Genomic DNA, 25,598 nt, shown 5'->3' with positions numbered 1-25,598 from the left:
CTTTTAAAGGACAAATTTTTCTCAAAAAAATGTGATACTTTTTTCGGGGGAAATAATATGAAAAATCAAGTTTATAAAGTGCCTAAAAATAAATCAGAATTGTTAAAACAATATTATAAGTATGTTTGTTCTATATTAAAAAATTCAAGTTATAAATATCGATATAGACCTGTTTTATTTGAAAAAGAAGATTTAAATACAATTGCATATTTATTTTTAATAAAAATATGAAAAAGAGCTTTAGCGAGAAAAGATATTATTAATTTTAAATGTTATTTGTTCATATCTGTAATTAATGAATTCAAATACTGTATTAAAAAATATTCATTACCATGTGAAAATCAAATTTCTTTTAATGAAAAAGTTCATACTATTTCTAGTAATAATTCACCTGATAAATATGTTAAATATATTCAATATATTGATTCATTTAAAGAATTTTGCAAAAATCTTAATTCAAATGAAGCTGAAGCAATATTTGAGATTTTAAAATGTAAAAATAAAATTGAAGAAATAGCTATTGAAAAAAAATTAAAGCCTTATCAATTAAGATATTTATGAAATAAATCTAAAAATTTTGCAAAAGGAATAAATAATTAATTTTTTTAATTTATTATATTATTGTGATTTGTTTCACTAGTTAGTAGTTAATTTATTTTGGTTAAATTGGTGCATTTGCTTAAATAAAATAAATTGGTTTTTAGTTTATTTTGTTTGTTTTAAAGTAAATGGATACAAATTTATTAATCAAAATAGATTAAAATAAGTTTATTATTAATTGTTCTAATATCTAAAAACAGAGTTAAAACAAAGTAATAAACAGTTAATATTTTAGTTTATCAAGATTATTATTTTTCTCAATTTAATGGTTGTGTAAATTATATTACTAATTAAATTATTTAAAATACTTTCTATTTGTTAGAAAGTATTGTTTTGGGCAGAATCTATTTGTTATTGATTCTGCCTTTTATTTTTATTTATTTGATATTTTAGTAAAAATGTTTTAAAATTTCTTATCATTTTCCTTTTACGAAATTAAATGGTTATGATTATTTAGGAAATATATGTCGCAAAAATCTATAAATGTAGATCAACTCAATGAAGAAAAAATAGAGAATTTATTAAACACAGATATAAATAGGGGTTTATCTTCTATTGAGGCAAATGAAAGATTAAAAAAATTTGGTAAAAATCTTTTGCCAGAAAAAAAAGAAATTAATTTTTTCATTCTTTTAATTAAACAATTTAAAGATTTAATGATGCTAATTTTGATGGGAGCTATTATAGCGTCATTTGTTGTTGCTATAATAAGCGGAGTTAATAATAGTTGAAATTTTGATGAAAACTTAATAATTGAATTTGTTCAACCTTTTATAATTATTTTAGTTGTAATCACTAATGCTTTATTAGGAGCTTTTCAAGAACGCAAATCAGAACGTGCAATTAAATCCCTAAAAAAATTAAGCATTCTTAATTCAAAAGTTATTAGAGATGGAAAATTAATTTCAATTTCATCATCAAATTTAGTTGTTGGAGATGTTTTAGTTTTAGAGGCTGGTGATCAAGTAGGCGCTGATGCTAAATTAGTTTTAGATTCAAATTTAAAAGTAATTGAATCTGCTTTAACGGGCGAATCTCTTCCTATTTTAAAAGATTCTAAAGCGTTAGTTAATGAATCTATGCCTATTGGTGATCAATTAAATAAAGTTTTTAGTAGTTGCTCTGTGGTTTCGGGTAGTGGAACTGCAATAGTGTATGCTACAGGTAAAAATACTCAAATCGGAAACATTGCTAAATTATTAAATGAAGAAAAAATTGCTTTAACACCATTACAAATGAAATTAAACAAATTATCTTCAATTTTTGGTTATGTTGGCATTGGATTATTTGTATTAACTTTTATTATTCAAATAGCAATTTTAGGTTTTGCTAACATTAGCAATACTTGATCAATTGCTTTAGTTGGTTCCATATCATTAGCAGTAGCTGCTATTCCTGAAGGTTTATCTGCATTTACAACAGTGATTCTTTCATTAGGAATTAGAAATATGGCAAAGCAGCAAGCATTAATTAAAAATTTATCTGCTGTTGAGACTCTTGGTAGTACTGCGGTCATATGTACTGACAAAACTGGAACACTAACTGAAAATAAAATACAAGTTGTTAATATTTGAACTCAAGAAGATGGCGAGCTTTTAGATAATCCTAAATCATCGCATCTTAATTTAATAGAAAAATCTATTCTTTGTACTGATGCATCAATTAATATTAAAGATGGTAATTATGAATATGTTGGTGATCCCACAGAAACAGCTTTAATTTTTTACGGAATGAACAATAAACTTGATAAGAAAGAATTAATTGAAAAATACCCAAGACTTAAAGTTATTCCATTTGATTCAAAAACTAAAACGATGACTGTTGTAAATGCATTTAATGATAAAAATATAGTAATTGTTAAAGGTGCGCCGGAAATTATTTTAGATCAATGTATCAACGTTGATAAAGAAACGATTAATAAAATTATTCAAAATTTTTCTAAACAAGCTTATAGAACTTTAGCTATAGCATTTAAAACAATTGTTCCATCAAATACTGATGAATTACTTGAAAATGATTTGAAAAATGATTTAAATTTTTTAGGTGTAGTAGCAATGATAGATCCGCCTAGAACAGAAATAAAATCATCAATTCAAGAATGCTGACATGCTGGAATAAAACCAGTAATGATAACTGGGGATCATATTGATACTGCTATTTCAATTGCAAAAGATATTGGAATAATGCGTTCAGATAGTTTAGCAATTGACGGTCCATCTTTGAATACATTATCAGATGATCAGCTAAAAAATAACATAGAAAAATATTCGGTTTTTGCACGTGTAAATCCATCCGATAAATTGCGTATTGTTAAAGCTTGACAGTCAAATGATCAAGTTGTTGCAATGACGGGCGATGGAGTTAATGATGCTCCGGCATTAAAAGCTGCAGACATTGGATGTGCAATGGGAATTACAGGCACAGATGTTTCTAAAGATGCTTCAGATATGATTTTGATGGATGATAATTTTACAACTATTATTTCATCTGTAAAAAACGGAAGAAGAATTTATCATTCTATCCGTAAAGTAGTTCAAAATTTATTAATAAGTAGCATAGCAGAAATATTAGTAGTATTTTTTGGACTAATAGTTTTAGGAACTATTTATCAATCCCAAATTAAATTATATGACCCAAATTTTGAAATTCTTAGTGCTTTGCAATTATTATGAGTTAATTTATTAGTTCACGGCGTTCCAGGTGTAGCTTTAGGTATACAACAATCAAATGTTAATGTTATGAATAAAAGACCTTTTAGCAAATATGAAAGTATTTTTGCTAGACGAATGGGAATTGATTTGATTTGGCAAGGATTTTTAATTGGTTTTTTATCTTTGTTGGCTTATAGTTTAGGTATTGAATATGCATTAAATTCAAATAATGTTGAAATTGCAAAACAATTTAATTTGTTTGGTTCATCTGCTAGTTTTTTAGTGATAGGTATTGCGGCTTCTATTCATGCATTAAATTTAATGAATGAAAAATCAATATTGAAATCTAATGTTGTTTTTTATAAATTAATATATTTGTCTGTTTTATTTAGTGTAAGCATGATTTTATTAGTTGCATTTATTCCTCAAATTGCACCAATATTTAATATGACTAGCATGATTTTTGATTATCCTATACTAATAGGTTATGGTATTGGTTTTGCATTAATTCCAACTTTTTTAATTGAAATGCAAAAATTTGTTTTAAATTTATTAAACAAGAAAAAAACAGATCAAATTTTAATTAATGATTTCCAAATGATTCCAAGACCTAAATCTATTTTTAAAAATTTTTTATCTAAATAATTTTTTAAATTTTTTCTCATTCATTGTTTGCGTATTCAGGATTTATAGGATTTATCCGATCATAATAAAGTTTACCTTCTAAATGATCATATTCATGTTGTAAACACATGCTTAAAAGACCTTTTGCTTCAATAATTATTTCTTTTTGTTGAAAATAATCAAAACCTTTAATTTTTATTTTCGAATTGCGAATGACAAAACCTTTTTTATCTTTAGGTACGCTTAAACATCCTTCTCCATGTGATAAATATGCTTTAGCAGCTGATAAACTTACAATTTCGGGATTAATTAAAAAATATTTATGTTCAATATGATTTTCATCATTTAAATGAATGTAAAACATTCTTTTTTTGTAACCAATTTGATTTGCAGCAATTCCAATTCCTGGACGAATGTTAAATTTTTTTGCATTGCCTTTATAACTTTCGTCAACATAAGCAATCATTTTATTAATATTATCTATATCAATTTTATTTAGTGGAAAATTAATTTTTTCACATTTAATTCTCATTGAATTATCTTTATCAATAGTTAATCATTCTTGTGTTGGTTTATAATCCATAAATTTATCTTTCATCTTAATTGATATAATTATATTCAAACTCTAAAAATATTATTTTAATTTTATCAAATATGCAAATTATGAAAGGTTTTATTATTTTAATTTCAGGTCCAAGCGGTGTTGGCAAAGGAACAATTATTGAAAAATTGATGAAATATCCTGAATTAAAATTAGTTTATAGTATTTCTGCAACAACACGGAACAAACGAATTGGTGAAATCGATGGTAAACATTATTTTTTTAAATCTCATGATGAGTTTGAAAAAATGATAAAAAATAATGAATTATTAGAATATGCAAAATATGTAAATAATTATTATGGAACTCCAATGAGTCAAGTTGAGAGCATTTTAAATTCTGGCAATAATTTATTGCTTGAAATTGAGTATCAAGGTGTTATTCAAGTTCTTAAAAAAATACCTGAATCAATAAGTATTTTTATAACTCCGCCTTCGTTTAAAGAATTATATAATCGTTTAAAAAATCGTGGTTCTGAAACAATTGAACTTATTGATCAAAGAATAGACCAAGCTAAAAAGGAATTATGTATTTCCAAAAAAATTTATAAATATGTAATTGTTAATGATATTTTAGAAGAAACAGTTAAAGAAATTTATAATATTCTTGCAAAAGAAATCAATATAAAATAATGACAATAAATATTTATAATATATAAAATTTAAATTTTAACAATTAATATTTCACATTTATATACAAAAATATTTTATTTAATTAAGGAGTTTGTAACTGCATGCAAGATAATTTTTTTGGTTCAGCATCTGATGTTGGCATTGTTCGTAAAGAAAATCAAGATGCAGTTTTTGTTGGAACAAACTCTTATAATAATTTAGTTGCAATAGTGTGTGACGGATTAGGTGGCTATAAAGGTGGAGCAATAGCTTCAAATATTGTTTGTAATCTTTTTAAAGAAGAATTTTTAAATACAAATTTTGATGGAAGATCTAAAAAATTTGTAGAGGATTGATTTTCACAGGCTTGCTATAAATCCCGTAATTTAATTAAAAATTATATTGAAGAAAATAATGAAGAATCTGATTTAAATCAAATGGCTACAACCATTGTTTTAACATTAATTGCAAATAAAAAAATATACACTTTTTGAGTTGGTGATTCTAGAGCTTATCTTGTAAATACAAAAAAAGAAACATGGCAAATTACCTTAGATCATAATCTTTATAATATGTTAAAAATGGCGAAAGCAACCGAAGAAACATTTAAAAAACATGCTAGCGAATTGTTGGCATTAACAAATATTATTTCTAAAGATATTGAAAATGAACAAACTTTTGGAGTATCTATTCATGAACCCAAACCAGATGAAAAATATTTATTGTTATCATCAGATGGTTTTTATAATTTTGTAAAGTCTGAAGATTTTTTTGATCAAATAGATAAAAATTCAAATGATATGACTCAGGCTTCTAAATATTTAATTAATTTAGCAATGAGTAATATGAGTAATGATAATGTAACAGTTGCACTTGTTAATTTAACAGAGGTTTTGCATGCAAAATAAATCGAATAAAGTCGATTTATTATTACCTGGAGATTTAATTCTTGGTAAATATAAGATTATTAAACCTTTATCAAAAGGGGGAATGGATTCTTATATTTATTCTGGAATTAACATTTCTTTAGATACAAATCTATCAACTGATTTTGAATTGGCAAAAGTTGTGGTTAAAGTTGTACAACGTATTCCAACTATGAAAGAACACAATTGAACTAAGTTTTTGGAAGAATTAGTAACAGCAAGTAGAGTACAACATACTAATTTAGTTCAAACATATGATGTAATTCAACAGCATATGGAAGTAACTAGAAATAATGAAACTATTATTTTAAATGATGTAGCTGTCATCATTATGGAAAATATAAATGGTCCATCCTTACGTCAATTATTAAATAGCAAGGGTTATTTAAGTGTTGATGAAGCTATGTATTATTTTAAAAAAATTGTTTTAGGCACTAGAAGATTACATACATATTCACATATGATTATTCACCGCGATTTAAAGCCTGAAAATATTTTGTTATCCAAAGATTTAAGAGAAATTAAAATATTAGATTTTGGAATTTCTTCATCTGTTATTGTGCAAGATTTAGATTTTAAAGCTATTACTGATGAACAATCATTATTTGGTACTGTAGAATATATGTCTCCAGACAATTTAGATTTTGAGATAAATTCAAAAACAGGAAAAAAAGTTAGAAAACCTCCAACACCACAACTAGATTTTTATTCATTAGGTGTAATTTTATTTGAAATGTTAACTGGCGAAAAACCATTTGTTAAAAATTTAAAAGATGATAAAGCGACAATTAAAAAAGCAAGATCATATGATATCCCCGTTATGCAAGGTATTAGATATGATATTCCTAATAGTATTGAAAATATAGTTTTTAAATGTATTGCGTCAAAACGTGAAGATTTGCATTTAAGGTACTTAAATTGTGATGAATTATTAAATGATGTAAATTCATATAATGATTCAAATAGAATTAATGAGCCTTTATTAAAACCAGTAACATCAAGAATATTGGAACGCGAAGATAGTTTTAATCCTCAATTTAGTAAAAGTAAAGAATCATTTAGATATAGTAGAACATCTTTTATATTAATATCTTCTGTTGTAATTATTTTTTTAATTGCAATTATTATTTCTGCAATTCTTTTATTTAAATAATTATGAAAGCAATAATTTTAAAAATAAATGCAAATCAAATTGTTGTTTGATATAAAAATGAAAAATATGAGGTATTTGCACCAGGAAAATGAAAAAAAAATTTAATTTTACGTCCAGGTGATAAAGTTGAATTAATCCTTAAAAATAATGAATATCAAATAAATACATTTTTTAAAAGAAAAAATTGTTTGGACAAACCAAAAGTTGCTAATATTGATAATATAGTTATTGTTCAATCTTATGTTATGCCAAATATTAATTGAAATCAATTACTTAAAACATTATTTTTTTATGAATATCATTTAAATATAAAACCAATTGTTGTTATTACAAAAACAGATATAGTTAATTTAAATTCAAGTGATCAGCATTATTTAGATGATTTAAAAAAACAAGATTATTTAATTTTTGTAAAAAATAATGAAAACGATTTTAATAATTTTCTTTTAAAATTGTCAAATAAAATTACTTCTTTTGTTGGCCAAAGTGGTGTAGGAAAATCAACATTAATCAACGATATAAACCCTAATTTTTTAAGATTAACAAATGAAATTTCTAAAAAATTGAAAAGAGGAAAAAACACCACAACTCAAACAGAATTGTTACCCTTCAATGGAGGTTTTTTAGTTGATACTCCAGGATATTCAAAATTTTCAAACAATTTAGATGAAAGACAATTAAGTATTGCTTCTAATTTATTTAAAATTTTAAAATTGAAATGTAAATTTCAAGATTGCTTACACATTAATGAATTAAATTGCGCGATAAAAAATGCAGTAAATAATTCGTTAATTCCAAAATGACAATATGATATTTATGTTCATTTGCAAAAACAATTAAAAAAAAATAATTTTTTGAATTAATATAATAAATGTTAAGTATACGCAATTAATTATTTTTAATACCCTTGAAGGATATATAAATGACATTAAAATTTAATCCTAAATTAGTCAAAACTATTTCTAATAAAGAAATTCAAAACCAATACAAATTAAAGATTTCTAAAATTCATAAAAGTATTGTTGATAAAACATGCTTAGGTAATGAAATGTTGGGTTGATATGATTATCCGAATGATAGTTGTTTGAGTTTATTAAAAAATATTAAAAATTTGGCAAATCAATGAAAAAAGTTAAAAATTAATGAAGTTGTTATTGCTGGAATAGGTGGTTCTTATACTGGCATCAAAGCTATTCTTCAATTTGTGTGCAATTCAAGAAGAACTAAAAATATTAATTTCACTTTTTTTGATTCTTTATCTACTAATAATTTAACTTATATAAAAAATTTGAAAAATAAAAATTGAGCTATTATTGTTATTAGTAAATCTGGCGGAACTCTAGAAACTTCAATAAATTTTAGAATTTTAAGAGAAGAATTAAAGAAAAAATATAAAAATAAGCATAATGAAAGAATTGTTGCAATCACTGATCCCAATCATGGTGCTTTAAATAAATTGTGCAAAAAACACAATTATAAAATGTTAGCAATTTATCCTAATATAGGTGGTAGATTTTCTACTATAACTCCTGTTGGATTATTTCCGGCAGCTTTAGTAAATATTGATATTGATGAAATAATACGTGGTGCAAAACAAGCAAAAAATGATTTAAAATCAGATGATTTAAATAAAAATAGCGCTTATTTATATGCAGCATATAGACATTACCTTTATAAAATATGCCATTATGATGTAGAGAATGTTATGGTTTATGAAGAAAATTTAGAATATTTGTGCATTCAACATAGACAATTATTTGGAGAAACGGAAGGAAAAAATAAAGATTCTTTATATCCAACATATTCTATTTGCACAACAGATTTACATTCTATGGGACAATTACTTCAAGAAGGCAAACAAATATTTTTTGAGACAGTTATTAAAATTAATAAACCATTTCAGAATATTAATATTCAAAAATCTTCATTTGAAAATGATGATCAACTTGATTATTTATCAAATAAATCATTACATGAAATTAATTATTTAGTTTGTGAAGCTGTTAAAAAAGCGCATTCTAATGTTGGGATAAATATTTTAGAAATTATTTTAGATGATATGTCTGAATATACATTTGGATATGTTTATTTTTGATTATCTTTAGCAACTACAATGTCTGGTTTATTGCTAGGACATAATCCTTTTAATCAACCAGGAGTTCAAGCATATAAAAATTTAATGTTTAAGATGTTAGGTAAAAAATAATTTTATGCATTATAAATTTAATAACCAAAAGGTTTTATCTTTTTCTATCTTACCATTAATTGATAAGTTTGATTTAAATTATTTAAAAACACTTAAACATATTGGTTTAACAAATATCCATTATGATGTAATGGATGAATTTACAAATACAAGAGGATTTGACACTTCTCATTTAGACAGCTTACATGCATTGGGATTCAAAGTAAATGTTCATTTTATGGTTTCTAATATTTCTTCAAAATTAGTAGAATTTATAGAATATCCATTTTTAGGAATTTGCTTTCATGTGGAAGCATTAAAAAATATTAATGATGGATTAGAATATATTAAATTTATTAAAAATCACAATAAGAGAGCTGGTATTGCTTTTAAATTTGATACTGATTTTTCAAAATATTTAGATTTAATAAAAATGGTAGACTATATAACTTTAATGTCTGTTGTTCCTGGAAAAGGTGGTCAAATATATAATTCGATAGTAGAAAAAAATGTTAAAACTTTAGAAAAACTATGTTTAGTTAATAATATTGATTTTCCAGAAATTGAATTTGATGGCGGAATTACTAATGTGGAAATTCAAAAATTATGGGCAAACGGAAATATTTTTGTTTCTGGTTCATGATTTAACAATTTAAATTTAGAAGAGAAGAAAAAAATTATTAATTTGGTTTCTTCTAATAATTTTTGAAACCCATTTAACTAATTTTTTATATTATTAATAATTTTATTTATTTCAAAATCAATGTTTTTTAAATTTGAATAGGACCCTATTCCATAAGTCCCAATAATTTTTGCACCACTATACGTTAATAAATTACTTGATATTTTTCTAACAGTTTCTCCACCAGATTTTCCAGGTGAAACAGAAACTATAAATAGTTTTTGATTTTGAAAATAATTACCTTTTTTAAAATTTAAATCTCTACTTAATCAATCAAAGATATTTTTTAAAAAACTTGGCAAATATCCATTGTGCTCAGGTGTAAGCAATATTATTTTTTCATAATTAATTATCTTTTTTTCTAATTCTTTAATTTTTACAGGGATTCCTTTTTCTTCATTTTCTAAACTATATATAGGTACATCAAAATCTTTTAATGAAATTAAATCATAATTAGTTTTATTTTGTAATTTTTTTGCTACTTCATAATTAATAGATTTATATGAATTACTTCCCACAAGAATTAAATTTTTTGTCATTTTCTTACCTACCAGATATTTTTATTTTATATGATTAAAATATTTTGTCTTTGTTATTACATATTTAAATTTTGTTTTTATAATATTTTTTAGTGAGTTAGTATAAAACAATGTCTAAAATTACTACAAGATTAAATACAAAACAAGTAAAAGTAAAAAACTTAAAACTAGGTGGTCAAAATAAAATTTTGTTGCAATCAATGACAATTGCAAAAACTAAAAATATAAAAGCATGTCTCAAAGAAATTAATAATCTTTATAAAGAAGGTGCTGAATTAGTTAGAGTTGCTATATTTGATGATGCAGATGCTAAAGCAATTAAAGAAATAATAAAATTGGCTCCTTGTCCTATCATTGCAGATATTCATTTCAATCCCTATTACGCTATAGCTGCATTAAAAGCGGGCATAGCAAAAATAAGATTAAATCCAGGAAATATTAATGATAAAAAAATGTTGATAGAAATTGCTAAATTAGCAAATAAAAAAGAAATACCTATCAGAGTTGGAGTAAATTCAGGAAGTTTGCCAATAGATTTAATGAATAAATATGGCGTAACTGCGAAAGCCATGAATATAGCCGCGCAGCGATATGTGAAAATGTTAAATAATGTAGGATTTGATAATATAGTTATTTCGTTAAAAACATCAACGCCGCTGTTGTCTATTGAAGCGTATGAAATGGGTTCAAAAATATTTAAATATCCAATGCACTTAGGAATTACAGAAGCAGGAACTATATTAAATGGTGCTATTAAATCTGTTGCGGGATTAACACCGTTAATATTAAAAGGAATTGGAGATACGATGCGTATCTCTTTAGCAACAAATCCAATAGAAGAAATTAAAGTTGGTAAAAGATTATTAAATTCTTTAGGTCTTTATGAAAATTTAGTTAATGTTGTTGCTTGCCCTACATGTGGTAGATTAAATTTTAATATGTTTCCAGTGGTTGATGAAATTGAAAATTATGTTAAAGAAATGAATTTTCCTTTGAGAATTTCAATATTGGGTTGTACAGTCAATGGACCAGGCGAAGCAAAAGAAGCGGATATAGGAATTGCGGGTGGAGCAGGCAAAGGTATTATTTTTAAAAAAGGTGTAGTTTTTAAATCTGTAAAAGAATCTGAGTTAGTTTCGGAATTAAAAAAATTGATTGATGAAGAATATGAAAAATTTATTAAAAAGCAAAAAAAATAATTTTAATTTGAATTGAGATTTAGAAGACATTTTAGAAGGAAAAAGTTTAGATGAATTATTTAATCTGTGATACAAATCTCAAACAAAATTAGTTGAATTATACAACAACGGAAATTGCTATAAAACTGAAAAAAATTTTGCAAAATATTTAGCATTTGATTTAAAAGCTTCTAAACTTTCAAATAGAATTTCAAATTACATTTCAAATAAATTAAGTGAAAATTCATTAGATCAAAAAATTAGAGCATGAGAACAGAAATTGATAAATGTTAGTCAAAAATTTGATTGTGTTTTTTCAAATGAATATAATCAAATTTTTAAAAATAAAAAACAAATTGAAAAGTATTTAAAAAAACCTAAATATTTTCAATATAAAAGAATATTTAATTTAATTTTTAAATTTGAAAAAAATTTATTGCCAGAAAAAATTGAAACTTTATTAAATTTTTTTAGTAATGGAATTATGGACTTTTCTGGAATTTATCAAATTTTAAGTTCAGCAGAAATAAAATATGATAATGCTATAAATAAAAATAATAAACAAATAAAAATCCAAAATGAGACACAGGGCTATTTATTATTGAAAAAACCAGATCCAAAAATAAGAAAATCAGCTTGATATTCTTTGAAAAATGCTTATCTAGCACACAAAAATTTAATTACAAAATTGTTGTATTATAACTATTTATCGTTAAATTTGTTTTCAAAAATTAATAATTTTAAAAATTTAATTGAGGCTCAAAATAAATCTGATGAAATAGATGAAAATTTTACAAATTTAATATTTAAAAACATTAAAAAATATTCTGAAATTTATAACAAATATTCTATTATTAGTAATAAGGCATTAAAAATTAAATACAAATTATCAAAAGTTAATCCTTGAGATAGAGAATTAGAATTATTTAGAGTTAACAACTACTACTCTATTGAAAAAGCTAAAAATATAGTCATTAATGCGTTAAAATGTTTGGGAAATGAATATATTCAAAATATTAAAAAAATTTTTAATGAAAATTGAATATCGTGATTGCCAAAACATAATAAACAACTAGGAGCTTATTCAATTGGCGAAATTTATGGTTTGAAAAAATTTTATATTTTTTTAAATTATGATTATACGTTAGATTCTGTTTATTCATTGATTCATGAATTAGGTCATTCTTGTCACTCGATTTATTTAACAAAAAAACAAAAAATTTATTGTGAAACTGATACTTTTTCAGCAGAAATAGCTTCATTGGTGAATGAAACATTATTAAGTTTGTACTTAATTAATAAAAATAAAAATAATTTAAAATTTGTTGCAAATGTTTATGAACAAATAATTTCTAATTTTTTTAATACAACTTTATTTCAAATTATCTTATATGATTTTGAACTTCAATTTGTTAAGGAAATAAACAAAAATAAATCTATATCATCAGAATTTTTGTTCGAAATGTATTTGAAATCATTTGTTAGTTGTGGCATTTTAAAAAAAGAAAAAATAAATTCTTTTCAAAAAAAGAAAAATTTTAAATCTTTAGCACACATATTAAAAATTGATCATTTTTATACTGGAACATTTTATGTTTATAAATACTCTATTTCTCAAATTGTTGCATTAAATATAGCTATAAAAATTTTTAATGGTGATTCTAAAACTTTAAAAAAATATTTTAATTTTTTATCTTTAGGAACATCATTATCTCCGCTAGAAATAATTCAATCATTAGAAATAAATATATACGACTCAGAACCATGAGAATTTGCTTTTTCATACATAAATAATTTAATTAATGAATATAAAATCATTTTAAAAAAATTAAATTTACAGTAAAATTTTTATATATTTTTACTTTTTTATTTAATTAATTTGAAAATTTAAAAAATAAAAATATTTTTGTTGTTTTAAAATTTTAAAAATTATAATAATATTAGTAAGTGGTTATTTGCTTAGCCATGTGTATGTATATTAATTCAATTTATAAATTTTATTAGCTTTTAAGTTATTAATTTTTTGTTCTATATATTTAGTAATAATTTGATATTAATCATTTTTTAGATTTGATATCTATTTATTTCGTTTTTAATAAATAAAGTTTAAGAATATGTTGTCAATAAAAGAACCAATAATTTTCTATTTAATATTAGCAATTTCAATTATTATTGTTGTATTGCTATTTTTAATTATTATTTTTGCTATTTATTTAAAAAAGCAAAATCACAAGGATAATTTCAAAAAAGAAAAAAAAATAAAAATTAAAAAAAACAAAAAACATTTTTCCAAATCAAATCAAAATTTTGATGTAGAAAATAATTTGATAAAAAACGAAAATGAAATAAAAGAATTAAATTTTTTAAATAATTTTAAAAATGAATCTTTTTATCAATTAAACAAATATATTGAGGATATAAAAGATATGAAAACAAATTTATTGCATCTTCAACAAAAATATATTGATGCAATAAAAAAAACAGAATTGATAATGGAAGAAGAAAATTTAAAACTTTCGAAATTAACAAATTTATCAATAGATGATGCAAAAAATCTTTTATTAAACAATGTTTATAAAAAAATTAGAACTAATTTGAATGAAATTTATTTGAATGAAAAAAATAATTTTGATAATGATATAAATTTACATGCACAAAATTTATTGATAAATGCTATGGAGGTAATGGCAGAAAAAACAATTACTCAGCGTTCTCTTACTACTATTCCAATAAAAGATGAAAATTTAAAAGGGAAAATAATAGGAAAACACGGAAGAAATAAACACTTGTTTGAATCATTAACAGGAACTGATATTATTGTGGAAAAAAATGCAGAGGTTACAATTTCTTCGCCAAATCCTATAAGAAGAGAAATTGCAGTTAATTTATTTAATGCTATGATAGAATCAAAAGTTATTGATCCTGGCAAATTAGAAAATTTGTATGTTTTAGTAAAAAACGATTTTGAAAATAGATTATACGATTTTGGAAAAAAAGTTTTGGAAACCAAATTAAAAATATTTGATGTTGATCCAAGAATTTATCCATATGTTGGTCGCTTAAAATATCGAACAAGCTATGGTCAAAATGTTTTAGATCATTGCATTGAAGCAGCTAAATATGCTGAAATAATTGCAAAAGAAATTAAAATTGATTCTGAAAAAGCAAAAAGAGCAGCATTTTTTCATGACATAGGAAAAGCAATAGATTTTGATGAAAATTATGATCATGTAGAATCGGGATTAAAAATTGCTAAAATATGTTATTTGCCTGAATATATTTATAATGCTATAGAATCTCATCACAATCAGATCGAACCAAATAATATTTATGCAGCTTTAGTAAAAGTTGTTGATACTTTGTCAGCTGCCAGACCGGGAGCAAGAATAGATTCATTAAACGATTTCATTAAACGAGTAAATCATCTTGAAGAAACATGCAAATCTATAAGTGGCGTTAAAGAAGCATATGCAGTACAATCAGGTCGAACATTGCGTATTATTATTGAACCAGATATTGTACCCGAGAATACTTTAGATATATTACAATATGAAATTAAACAAGCTATAGAAAATGATGATTTACTTAATAAGCATCAATTAAAAATCATACTAATACGAGAAAAAAGATTTGAATTTTTTGCAAATAGAAAAACGAATATAAATAATGCTTTTGAATCAAAGGAAATTTAAATTAATTTTTTAGTATGTTTTTTAATATTATTTTGCCTTGAATTTTTTTATTAATAACTTTAATTATTTGTTTTATTCCTAGTAGTAAATTAAAAAGAAATTTAATTTTATTTTTTTTAGGATTTCAAATTCTTTTTTGTATTATTGCAATTTCGATATTTGCAAGTAATATTGCGTCTTTTGACTCAAATAATTCTATTATTTATTATTCATCTATTGTTGGAATAGTTGTTTCAATATTATTTATTTTTATTTCAATATGAAGACGTTGATCAATAGCAAAAGAAACAATTTTTGGAAATTAAATTCATATTTTTGTTTTATTTTCATAAAAAACAACTATTAAAATATTTTTATAAATTTTCAAAAAATTAATTTATTTTTATAATTAGTTCTTAATTATTTTATGTTTTGGTAGATTTATGAATAATAATTCGAATTTTGAAGAAAAATTTTGAAAAGATTTGTCAAATAATACAGAAAATAAAACAAATTATAATTTGAAATCTAAAACAATTAATGTTTTAAATGAGTTTGATGATTCGCATGATATAAAAGAAAATGCAAAATTACTTTTTAGTTCGTTTAATGAAAATGAATCAACAAATTTTAATTTTGATAATGAATTAAATTTTTTTGAAAATAAAAAAAATTTTGAAAAAATTCAAAATGAAATAGATGTAATAAACAAAAAAGAAAAAAAAGAATTTTCTAATCATAAAACTCATTTTGAGTTTAATAATTTAGATCAAAATGATAAAAATAGTTTTACATTAGATTTAAATAAAACAAATGATGATTTTTTGGTTAACAATAAAACAAATAATTTTTCTAATTCAATTGAACACAATATTCTTTCAAAAGATGTTGAATATGCAAATTCTAAAAATATAAATATTGATTCAAAAACAAAAGAACATTTACTTCCAATTAATATGACTGAAATTGTTAACAACATTAATCAATTAAATGAAAATGATTTTAGTAATAATTTAAACAGTTATGCAAGTGAAAAAAAATTAACTACAAATTCAATTATTAATCCACCATTGATAAAACCTAAACAATTTGATTCTTCTCAAAATTCAAAAGAATTTTTAGCTAATAATATTTCTTCAATAAATTTACAAACAAATAATAAAAAAGATGACAAGAAAAAAAATTTATTTGATTTAAAATATATTTTTTTCATTATTGCTTGATTATCAATTCTTTCTTTGTTAATAGCAATTCTGATTGTTAAATAATAAATTTAGTCGATTCACTTGATACATAATTTGTAGATATCTTATTTGGCAATATCATTGCAATAAATTTTTGTAATCTATGTGTTGACTCAACATATACATTATGAATTTGAAAAATAATATTATTTGAAAATTCTTCAACCTTATTTCAATCTTTATCTCCAACATATTTATTTCCTAAATTATTTTTGGGTTGAAATAATTCAATACTTCCATCACTATATATCATTCTTTTTCGAATTTTTGATATTGCCAAATTATTATCCATAATAGCAATAGTAATTTTATTGTTAAATTTAGGTAAAATTTCTTGATGAAAAATTTTTCAATTATTAATTGAAATGTTCAATGCCATTGCTATTTGTTTTTCATCTGCGGGTAAATTAAATATTTTGTTGAATTGATTAATATCAATGTTGTGAAGCATTCTAAATATATTTCCAGATCCAACCTGAATATCACTAATAAATTGATTATTTGCTACTTTATCGAAAATATCTTCAGAATATCTTCTTTCTTCAGATGTTCTATTTAAATTATTTTTTGCATAATATCTATTAAAAATAATTCGATTATGTTTTACTTTGTGTGTAGCAATTAAATCATCACTAGAAATTAATAATTTTTTTTCTAATTTACTAAAAGGTAAATGATTTTTTTCTGCATCTATTAAAATATTTCATAAATTATTGTCATGTTTTAAAATTTGATCTTTAAAATTTTGAAACAAATGTTTTAACATAAAAATTCTCATTAAATGAGCATATTTTTTTCTATATCCAAATCATCTTCCTCTTTGAAGTGCAGTATCTATTGCTATGGCATCTTCGGCTCTATTTGTAATATATGTAGTTAATAAATTTTGAAAAGTAACTCCTCTTTCAATCATTGCAGAACCTACTACAATATTATTTGGAGTGTCTTTGTATAAAGGATCATCGATTTCTGAATTAACAACATTTATAGATGTATATTGAAGGTGTTTAATAAACAATTTCATAAATAAATTAGTTCATTCAAATGATGGTTTATATGAATAAAAAACATCTTTAATAGTTTTAATAATTTTTTCGCTTTCACTTGAATCTTCAATTCTTAAAAAACGTTCTAATGATTTTTTGTATGAATTAATTTTATCTGCAATCATATTGTGTCTTAATATTTCTTTGGCAGTATGAACTAGCATTGCAGTTTTTTGAATTTTTTTATTTTCAATGTGAAATAAGCATGCTGCAACTAAATAATGAATAATTGCCAATTTAAATGATTCGGGAGTTGACTCTCTTTCATTTTCAATTGCCTGTTTTTCATCATCTGAAACTTCTACTATATATTTTTCATAATCTCTGCCAAAAAACTCATTAATTCCCATATATGTTTCTCCGGGATCAATTGTGAATATATAATCTGGTTTTATAGCATCATGATGAGAAAGCAAAATATGAGCTTGTGGAGTTGCTGTCACAGATATGAATGTTGCATTTTGTTTAAATGTTTCTATCATTTTTCTAATAGAACGATATGTAAAAGATTCCAATGATTTATCTTCAGATGTATTAAATGATGCTAAATCACCTTCATCATCAATTATTAAAAATTTTGTTTTATAAAAAATTGGTGCTGATAACAACTCAATTAATTTTTCAATTTGTTGATTTTTCAAACTTACAAAAATAGTTTTTTTTCTATTTAATATTGATTTGTGTAATTCGTCTATAAATGTTTTATTATCTTTACTAGCGATAATTTCTTTTATTTGATATACATTAACACCAGTTGAAAAATCATCCTTTGTAAAAGTTTTTTTCAATCTATCAAAAGTTTGTTTATTTAAAACATTATCACGACCTGATAAAACAATGGCAATATCATAATCTTTATTAAAAGCTTGAGAAATACATGCAGAAAAAGTACTTGTTTTACCAGATTGAACTTTTCCAACCAAAAGAGCTTTTAAACCTTTTGGACTATTACCTAAAGTTTCAATAATATCCTTTGCTTTCATTTGAATTTTTGCAATTGATTCGTTGTCCATTCCGGATAATTTGCAATATTCAATAAAATGTTCTTGATGATTGGAATTATTAAATTGAGAAATTAGTTGTTTAATATCTGTGTTAATATCCATAAATAAAAAATAAATTAATTTCCTTTGCGTAAATAGTTATCAATTAAAAATTTCAATTCATCCACACCAGCACCTTCGATTATTGCTCTTTCTTCAGCCATAACATAATATATAACAAATTCGGTAAACGTGTTATATGCTTTTTTACTGCTTAAGACAATTGGTTTTAAAAAAGGATGTTCTTGATTAAAATAAACAATTATCAAACCATCATTACCATATTTTTTCTTTATTCAACACCCACTAGTTTCTCTATTATTTGATGCGACTAACTGAATTTTGTATTCTTTTCCATATTCATCTTTTATTGAATATACATTTGTTTCTTTTTTGTTTTTTCTAACGGTTTCAACTTTCAAATCAATAATTGCTTTAGTCGATCTAATAGAATCTTCAATATTTTCATCATCATTGTAATTTGAATATTCAATAGTTTTTGACGTTAAAATATTCATTGTTTCTTCATATTCTGTGTTAACTTTAGATGTAATAGTTTTATTTTTGCTTGTTTCGCCTTGTTTACCAATTATATTAGTTAAAAGATTTACAATTTCCTTATATTCATCTTCATTAATAACAAAATTATCACCAGTAATACTAACTGGAATGTTACTAAATTCTAGTTCTCCATAAATGCAACTATATTCAATATCAGTTAATGCACCAAAAATTTCTTTTGGTTTTAAACTTGTATTAGTTAATGCGCCTTTAACTAATTTATTTGCATGAAAACAATAAATTCCAGAATTATTTGGATCAGGAGTTTCTAAAATTCCTACAAAACCTTTAATTCCAATAGTGTAATTAAATAAATTGATTTTTTCGTCTATGGAAATATGATTTTCATTATCTTTATCAACAAATAATTTTGGTCTTTGTATAGGTTTTAAAGATGTTGCTTTTCTATATGTATCAATTTCAATAGGATTTTTTATATCAGCACAATCATAAAAAATATTATCTTTGCGATAAACAGCCTTAAATTCTATTTTTTTTAAATTTACATATTTCTGAAAAATCTTGTTGACTTGATTAATTATTTCACTAAATTCTTTTATATTTCATTTTTTATTAATTTTGATTTGAAATAAAGATCCACTACCAAATTTTGTTCTTGAAATAAATTCTTTTGCGCCATAACTTTTTAATGGATCAATTGTTAATTGATTTTGATCATTGTTAAAAACGATTTGATAAGTTTCTGAATCTTCAATTTTTTTAGAATAAATTTTTGCACCATTACTAATTCACTGTAAAGCTCTTAATCATTGTTTTCAACCTTTTGTGGTAATTGATTCAAATTGAATTAATTGTTCTAATTCATTTTTTGAATATCCAACACCATTATCAAATATTAATAATTTTTCATTATCAATAGTCGAATCATAAATCATATAAATTGTTAATTGATTTGTATCTAAATCATTTTCATTAAAAAAATGAAAAATGCTTGGATCTATCAGATGTGAAATAGCATATGCAGGCGAATATGGAATGTCCTTGCATAATTCTGTTCATAGTTTATTAGATGTTTGCATATTTTTCTCCATAAAATAGGAATTTATTGGATTTGAAATTAAGATTTGTTAATACTATTTTATTTATATTTTTCATTTTAAGTATATTCATTTTTATTTTATTTTTATATAATATACCAACCAATTAGCAAATTTAATTAACTATCAAATTTATTTATTGTTAATTTTTGCTTATAAATTATTTGTGGAGAGATACTTTAACATGGCTAAAAAAATTAAAATCAGAACAAACGATAAAATTACACTTGTTGGATTATTATGTTCATTCATTTTCGGATTGTTAATAGGTGGTATTGTATACATAGTAATTAAAGCCTTAAATTTAAAAAATATTTTATGAGTGATTGTATTTATGTTTTTACCACCAGTTATAGGAGCAATTATTTTCTTCTTATCAAGAGCTAAAATGGTTAAAGTAAAAACTCCAGAATAAATTAATAATTAGGTTATGATTTTAAATCATAACCTTTTTTATATTATTTAGTAATTAAGCATATTTATTATCTATTTTATTTTTTAAAGTAAAATACTTTAATAGATTTTAGTCAATATTTTGGAGCATTTTATGTATACAATTTCAGATAACAAAGATTTATATGATCTTGTAATAATTGGTGCTGGACCAGCAGGTATTACCGCTGGTATTTACGCAGCTCGAGCAAATATAAAATTATGTTTGGTTGAAGGTGGAGCACCTGGTGGAAAAATGCTAAAAACTGGTGTAATTGAAAATTATCCAGGTGTTTTATCTAAAACAGGACCTGATTTAAGTTTAGAAATGTTTAATCAATTATCTAAATTAAATGTTTATATTGAGTATAATTCTGTAGTTTCAATAGAAAAGAAAGATGAATTTTTTTTAATTTTTTTACCAACTAAAACTATTTTTGCAAAATCTATAATTATTGCTACAGGATCAAATGAAAGAGCTATGAATACTCCAAATGAATCCAAATTTTATAACAAAGGAATTAGTTATTGTGCAATTTGTGATGGTTCTTTATACAAAAATAAACCAGTTGCAGTTGTGGGTGGAGGCAATGCTGCTATTGATGAATCCATTTATTTAGCCGGCATAGCGAGCAAAGTATATCTTGTCCACCGTAGAGATGAATTTAGAGCAGATAGTTACACTGTAGATATATTAAAAAAATATCCAAATGTTGAATTTTTGTTATCTTATGTACCACACGAAGTTATAGGTGAAAATAAAGTTAATTCATTTGTAATAAAATCAGTTAAGGACGATTCACTAAAAACATTATCTGTTGATTGTATTTTTCCATACATTGGAGCAATTCCTGCAACAAAATTTATTAATAATTTTGATATTAAAGATGAAGCGGGTTTCATTAAAGTAAATGAACAAATGGAAACATGTGTTCCTGGTCTTTATGCAGCAGGAGATTGTATAGCTAAAAAATATCGTCAAATTTCAACAGCAATAAATGATGGAACAATAGCAGCATTAAATGTTAAAGAATATTTAACTAAATTAAATTAATTATGCCTATTACATATAGTGAACTTGTTAAAAATGAAATATGTCATTTAAATTTAAATAATAAAGAATCAAAATTTTTTTTAAAATCTTTTTTTATTAATAATTTAATAACAAAAAATTTGAATGGGCAAGAAGTTTGAATTCTTAAAACACATTTTTCATTTATAGCAAGATTTGTTATCACAATTACTAAAAAACTTTATGATTTAAAAAGTTGAAAAATTCATATAAGTGAATTAAAAAATAACAATTCTAGAAGAGAATATCAAATAATTTTTATTGGAAATTTTCAACAAATTATTTCTGATTTAGGATTAAATGAAAAAACAAATTTTGAAAATAATTCTTCGCTAGCTAAAGCATTTTTAATGGGTGCATTTTTAAGTGGCGGAAGTATTAATTCACCCCAAAAATCTAATTATCATTTGGAAATTCAATCTTTTGATAAAAATTATTTAAAAGACATCGCTGCTTTGTTTCTTGAATTTAAAATAAGTAAAAAAAACAATATATATAAAAGACGAAACAAATATATTATTTATATAAAAAAATCTGAAACGATCGCTGATATTTTGAAATTTATTGGTTTAACTGAATCTTTATTTAAATTTGAAGATACTAGAATTGAACGTGATTTTTTTAACAACATGAGACGTCTTAATAATTTTGATGTTTCTAATTTACAAAAAATTTCAAAATCATCTAGTGAAATTATCAATATGATTAAAAAAATAAAATTGGCTAATAAATATCAAAATTTACCTGAAAATATAAAAATGTATTGTGAAATGAGATTAAAATATAAAGAAATTTCTTTAAATGAAATAGCAATTAAAATGTCAGAAAAATTAAAAAAAAATGTTTCAAAAAGCAATGTTTGGCATTTAACTAATAAAATTAAAGAATTGTATAAATCTATAAATTAATTATTTAAGTAAATACACATCAAATCCTTTACTTTTTAAAAAATGATATTCATATTTTAAATCTTTTCAATATCCATTAATTAAAATTTTCTTTTTTTTATTTAATTTTGTTTCTGTTAACTCTTTCATAGAAAAAGGGTTTAAGGTAATACTAAACATTAAACTTAAATTTTTGACATTGTTTTTTCAATAAAAATCAATAATTTGATATTTTCAATTTTTTTGATATTTTTCAATATTTTTCATTTTTTTAAATTTAAATGCATTTCTAGGAATTAATAATATTTCAATTCATCTGTTCATAATAATTAACAAATCTTAAATGATATAAAAATTGATTAAATAATTAGATATTATAATAAAATCATACAAAGCATAAAAAATGATTAAAGTGTATTTTATGAATGCAATCCAAATAATAATGTTCATTATGTCTATAATTTCATTAATTATAGGTTTATTGTTATCAAATTCAGGAAGTACTGGTGGTCTTGCGTCACTTTCGGGACAAGATTTAGAAATTTTTAAAAAAACAAAAGATCGAGGTTTGATTAAAGTTTTACAAATAGTAATGTTTGTAATAATGATTTTGTTTTTAATTCTAGGCTTGGTTTTTCATTTTACTCAGCAACAATAAATTATTAGGAATTTAATTAATTATGAATTTAGAACCAATAGAACAACAAATATTAGAAATAATTAAAAAAGAAAATGGTCGTCCAGTTCCTCCAGGAATTATGGTTAGATTATTAGAAGAAAATTATGGAACAAAAGGTAAGCAAAAAATTTATCAAACAATTGATAAATTAATTGCTTCTGGTTTGTTAAGACAATTAAGCAAAAATAATAAATTAGTTTTGGGCTATGAAAATGCCCCAATACTTTTTGATCAAGCTCAAGAAGGAACAATATCAATTGGATCTAAAAATTGTGGATTTATTCGTTTGGATAATGACGAAAGAGCAACATATTTTGTTCATTCATTAAATTTAAAAGGAGCGCTAAATGGCGATAGAGTAAAATTTGCTCCACTAGATAAAAATGAATTACGTGATTTAAAAGATGCTGCTGTTATAGAAGTCATTTCAAGAAATAAAAAAAGATATGTAGGTAAATATACATTTGATGGAAATAAATATTTTGTTTATCCAGATGATTCTAAAATGTATTTGACAGTTACTCTAGATAAAGAATATAAAGAACTTAAAGAAAATGACAAAATTTTATTCGAATTAAAAGAAATATCTTCAGAAACTAATAAAGCAACTGCTACACTTGTTAAAAAAATTGGTGGTGAAAAAGATTTAGGTATTGATATCAAATCTATTGTGTACGATTTAAACATTGAATATGATTTTAGTCCAAATGCAATTGTTGAATCTGAAAATTTATCTTTGGATATAAATCATCCTCGAAACAAAATTCGTAAAGATTTAACTGATTTGGATATTATTACAATCGATCCTGCCACATCAAAAGATTTAGATGATGCAATATATGTTAAAAAACTAGAAAATAAAAATTTTAAATTAATTGTTGCTATTGCAGATGTTTCACATTATGTTGAATTCAATTCTGAATTAGATAAAGATGCTTTTTCGCGTTCCACATCAGTTTATTTTATTAATCAAGTAATTCCTATGTTGCCAGAAAAATTATCAAATGATTTGTGTTCGTTGAATCCTAATGAAAACAAAATGGCATTAATAAGTGAAGTTGAAATTAATCCACAAGGTCAAGTTGTTGATAATTTAACATATCCTGCGATTATTAACAGTAAGCGACGATTTAGTTATGATGAAGTTAATGATTTTTTTGATAATAAAAATGATTTAAAAAATGATTCAAATTCAATTAAATTGATGTTAAAAGATGCTAAAGAATTGGCACAAATTTTAAGAAAAGAGAAACGTGAACGCGGATTTATTGAATTTGAAATGCCAGAACCAATTATTGTAGTTGATGAAATGTATGATCCAATAGATGTTTTAACAAAACAACATGGCGAAGCTCAAATGATGATTGAAGATTTTATGGTTTGTGCAAATGAATCAATTACTCAAATAGCAAACAAAAACAAAATCCCATTTATTTATCGTGTTCATCCGAAACCTAGTCAAAGAAAATTGAAAATTTTTGCTCAAGAAGCAAAACATTTGGAATTTAAAATATCTGAAAATTTTTTAGATATTAAATCAAATACAATTTCGGGTTGATTAAACAACAATAAAAATAATCCAAATTTACCAATTGTTAATATTTTATTATTAAGAATGATGGCTAAGGCTTTCTATAGTACTGATAATACTTATCATTTTGGTTTAGGAAGCCAACATTACACTCATTTTACTTCCCCTATTAGAAGATATGCTGATTTGATTGTCCATCGTTTATTATGAATGTTTTTGTATGATAGAGAAAATTATACAGAACCACAACGCCAAGCATTAAAAAACAAATTGAGAGAAATTTGTGATTTGATTAACTTGAATGAAACTCGTGCTGTTACTTGTGAAAGAACAATTAATAGTCATATGTTTTGTTTATACATGTCTAAAAAAATTGGCGAAGTATATGAAGGCTTTGTTTCTTTTGTAACAAATTATGGAATGTTTGTTGAATTAGAAAATACAATTAACGGATTAGTTCGTGTAATTAACATGACTGATGATTTCTATACATATAATGAAAATGATTCAGCACTAATTGGCCGCGAAAAAGGCAGAAAATTTACAATTGGTGATAAGGTAAAAGTAAAAGTTGTTCAAATTGATTTGCATGCTCGTCAAATTCATTTTTCATTAGTTTAATTT

Annotated in this window: 23 protein-coding genes; 18 read left to right on the top strand and 5 right to left on the bottom strand. The window is 23.3% G+C overall.

Annotation, left to right across the window (positions count from 1 at the left end; genetic code table 4):
* Positions 1-57 precede the first annotated feature (57 nt).
* Together T397_RS0103175 and T397_RS0103170 are read left to right on the top strand one after the other, a co-directional pair.
* Positions 58-600, top strand: coding sequence for a hypothetical protein (locus tag T397_RS0103175; RefSeq protein ID WP_155947934.1), 543 nt, complete (start codon positions 58-60; stop codon positions 598-600).
* 464 nt (positions 601-1,064) lie between these two features.
* On the top strand, positions 1,065-3,896 hold the full coding sequence (locus tag T397_RS0103170; RefSeq protein ID WP_027124189.1) for a cation-translocating P-type ATPase: 2,832 nt from the start codon (positions 1,065-1,067) through the stop codon (positions 3,894-3,896).
* A 4-nt stretch (positions 3,897-3,900) separates the two neighbouring features.
* Here the strand turns inward: T397_RS0103170 and def are convergent, their stop codons facing one another.
* Positions 3,901-4,473 (bottom strand): peptide deformylase, encoded by a 573-nt coding sequence (gene def / locus T397_RS0103165; RefSeq protein WP_027124188.1) that lies wholly within the window; start codon positions 4,471-4,473, stop codon positions 3,901-3,903.
* 65 nt (positions 4,474-4,538) lie between these two features.
* Between def and gmk the strand changes: the two genes are divergently transcribed.
* The 6 genes from gmk to T397_RS0103135 all read left to right on the top strand — a co-directional run bounded on the left by gmk (position 4,539) and on the right by T397_RS0103135 (position 10,075).
* Positions 4,539-5,108, top strand: a complete 570-nt coding sequence (gene gmk, locus T397_RS0103160; RefSeq protein ID WP_238315399.1) for a guanylate kinase — start codon at positions 4,539-4,541, stop codon at positions 5,106-5,108.
* Positions 5,109-5,209: 101 nt separating this feature from the next.
* Entirely contained in the window at positions 5,210-5,995 is a 786-nt protein-coding gene (locus tag T397_RS0103155) for a PP2C family protein-serine/threonine phosphatase (protein ID WP_027124186.1), read from the top strand.
* The gene (locus T397_RS0103150) at positions 5,985-7,166 is read left to right on the top strand and encodes a serine/threonine-protein kinase (protein WP_027124185.1); all 1,182 of its coding nucleotides are present in this window, start codon (positions 5,985-5,987) and stop codon (positions 7,164-7,166) included. Before T397_RS0103155 ends, T397_RS0103150 begins: the two co-directional genes overlap by 11 nt.
* A gap of 2 nt (positions 7,167-7,168) precedes the next feature.
* The gene (gene rsgA, locus T397_RS0103145; RefSeq protein WP_027124184.1) at positions 7,169-8,029 is read left to right on the top strand and encodes a ribosome small subunit-dependent GTPase A; all 861 of its coding nucleotides are present in this window, start codon (positions 7,169-7,171) and stop codon (positions 8,027-8,029) included.
* 59 nt (positions 8,030-8,088) lie between these two features.
* Positions 8,089-9,372 (top strand): glucose-6-phosphate isomerase, encoded by a 1,284-nt coding sequence (locus T397_RS0103140; protein ID WP_036448940.1) that lies wholly within the window; start codon positions 8,089-8,091, stop codon positions 9,370-9,372.
* Between the two features lie 4 nt (positions 9,373-9,376).
* Positions 9,377-10,075: a beta/alpha barrel domain-containing protein gene (locus tag T397_RS0103135; protein WP_027124182.1), complete on the top strand. Its 699-nt coding sequence runs from the start codon at positions 9,377-9,379 to the stop codon at positions 10,073-10,075.
* Here T397_RS0103135 and T397_RS0103130 read toward each other — a convergent pair.
* The gene (locus T397_RS0103130; protein WP_027124181.1) at positions 10,072-10,572 is read right to left on the bottom strand and encodes an NAD(P)H-dependent oxidoreductase; all 501 of its coding nucleotides are present in this window, start codon (positions 10,570-10,572) and stop codon (positions 10,072-10,074) included. The genes T397_RS0103135 and T397_RS0103130 overlap by 4 nt on opposite strands.
* 110 nt (positions 10,573-10,682) lie before the next feature.
* Here T397_RS0103130 and ispG point away from each other — a divergent pair, with 110 nt between their 5' ends.
* From ispG to T397_RS0103105, 5 genes are all read left to right on the top strand, one after another.
* Entirely contained in the window at positions 10,683-11,771 is a 1,089-nt protein-coding gene (gene ispG, locus T397_RS0103125; protein ID WP_036448935.1) for a flavodoxin-dependent (E)-4-hydroxy-3-methylbut-2-enyl-diphosphate synthase, read from the top strand.
* Positions 11,740-13,593 carry a M3 family metallopeptidase gene (locus T397_RS0103120; RefSeq protein ID WP_027124179.1) on the top strand — a complete coding sequence of 618 codons (1,854 nt, stop codon included), beginning with the start codon at positions 11,740-11,742 and terminating at the stop codon, positions 13,591-13,593. Before ispG ends, T397_RS0103120 begins: the two co-directional genes overlap by 32 nt.
* A gap of 271 nt (positions 13,594-13,864) precedes the next feature.
* On the top strand, positions 13,865-15,442 hold the full coding sequence (locus tag T397_RS04060) for an HDIG domain-containing metalloprotein (protein ID WP_052663113.1): 1,578 nt from the start codon (positions 13,865-13,867) through the stop codon (positions 15,440-15,442).
* A gap of 14 nt (positions 15,443-15,456) precedes the next feature.
* Positions 15,457-15,747: a hypothetical protein gene (locus tag T397_RS0103110; RefSeq protein WP_027124178.1), complete on the top strand. Its 291-nt coding sequence runs from the start codon at positions 15,457-15,459 to the stop codon at positions 15,745-15,747.
* A 117-nt stretch (positions 15,748-15,864) separates the two neighbouring features.
* Positions 15,865-16,689: a hypothetical protein gene (locus T397_RS0103105; RefSeq protein WP_027124177.1), complete on the top strand. Its 825-nt coding sequence runs from the start codon at positions 15,865-15,867 to the stop codon at positions 16,687-16,689.
* Here the strand turns inward: T397_RS0103105 and T397_RS0103100 are convergent.
* Together T397_RS0103100 and T397_RS0103095 are read right to left on the bottom strand one after the other, a co-directional pair.
* On the bottom strand, positions 16,682-18,817 hold the full coding sequence (locus tag T397_RS0103100) for a Z1 domain-containing protein (RefSeq protein WP_027124176.1): 2,136 nt from the start codon (positions 18,815-18,817) through the stop codon (positions 16,682-16,684). The two genes, T397_RS0103105 and T397_RS0103100, sit on opposite strands and share 8 nt — an antisense overlap.
* Before the next feature lie 14 nt (positions 18,818-18,831).
* Positions 18,832-20,355, bottom strand: a complete 1,524-nt coding sequence (locus T397_RS0103095) for a hypothetical protein (protein WP_027124175.1) — start codon at positions 20,353-20,355, stop codon at positions 18,832-18,834.
* A gap of 202 nt (positions 20,356-20,557) precedes the next feature.
* Here T397_RS0103095 and T397_RS0103090 point away from each other — a divergent pair, with 202 nt between their 5' ends.
* The 3 genes from T397_RS0103090 (at position 20,558) to whiA (ending at position 22,785) form a co-directional block, all read left to right on the top strand.
* Entirely contained in the window at positions 20,558-20,788 is a 231-nt protein-coding gene (locus T397_RS0103090; protein WP_027124174.1) for a hypothetical protein, read from the top strand.
* Between the two features lie 132 nt (positions 20,789-20,920).
* Positions 20,921-21,859 (top strand): thioredoxin-disulfide reductase, encoded by a 939-nt coding sequence (gene trxB / locus T397_RS0103085; protein ID WP_027124173.1) that lies wholly within the window; start codon positions 20,921-20,923, stop codon positions 21,857-21,859.
* Between the two features lie 2 nt (positions 21,860-21,861).
* The gene (gene whiA, locus T397_RS0103080; protein ID WP_027124172.1) at positions 21,862-22,785 is read left to right on the top strand and encodes a DNA-binding protein WhiA; all 924 of its coding nucleotides are present in this window, start codon (positions 21,862-21,864) and stop codon (positions 22,783-22,785) included.
* Here whiA and T397_RS0103075 read toward each other — a convergent pair whose 3' ends face one another.
* Positions 22,786-23,088: a hypothetical protein gene (locus tag T397_RS0103075; protein ID WP_027124171.1), complete on the bottom strand. Its 303-nt coding sequence runs from the start codon at positions 23,086-23,088 to the stop codon at positions 22,786-22,788.
* A gap of 97 nt (positions 23,089-23,185) precedes the next feature.
* Between T397_RS0103075 and secG the strand changes: the two genes are divergently transcribed.
* Both secG and rnr read left to right on the top strand, forming a co-directional pair.
* Positions 23,186-23,422: a preprotein translocase subunit SecG gene (secG, locus tag T397_RS0103070; protein WP_027124170.1), complete on the top strand. Its 237-nt coding sequence runs from the start codon at positions 23,186-23,188 to the stop codon at positions 23,420-23,422.
* 22 nt (positions 23,423-23,444) lie between these two features.
* Positions 23,445-25,595 carry a ribonuclease R gene (rnr, locus tag T397_RS0103065; RefSeq protein WP_027124169.1) on the top strand — a complete coding sequence of 717 codons (2,151 nt, stop codon included), beginning with the start codon at positions 23,445-23,447 and terminating at the stop codon, positions 25,593-25,595.
* Positions 25,596-25,598: the final 3 nt, after the last annotated feature.

This window comes from Mycoplasmoides pirum ATCC 25960 (genome assembly GCF_000685905.1).
GTDB classification, from domain to species: domain Bacteria; phylum Bacillota_I; class Bacilli_A; order Mycoplasmatales; family Mycoplasmoidaceae; genus Mycoplasmoides; species Mycoplasmoides pirum.
This window is presented reverse-complemented; position numbering and strand designations above follow the sequence as displayed.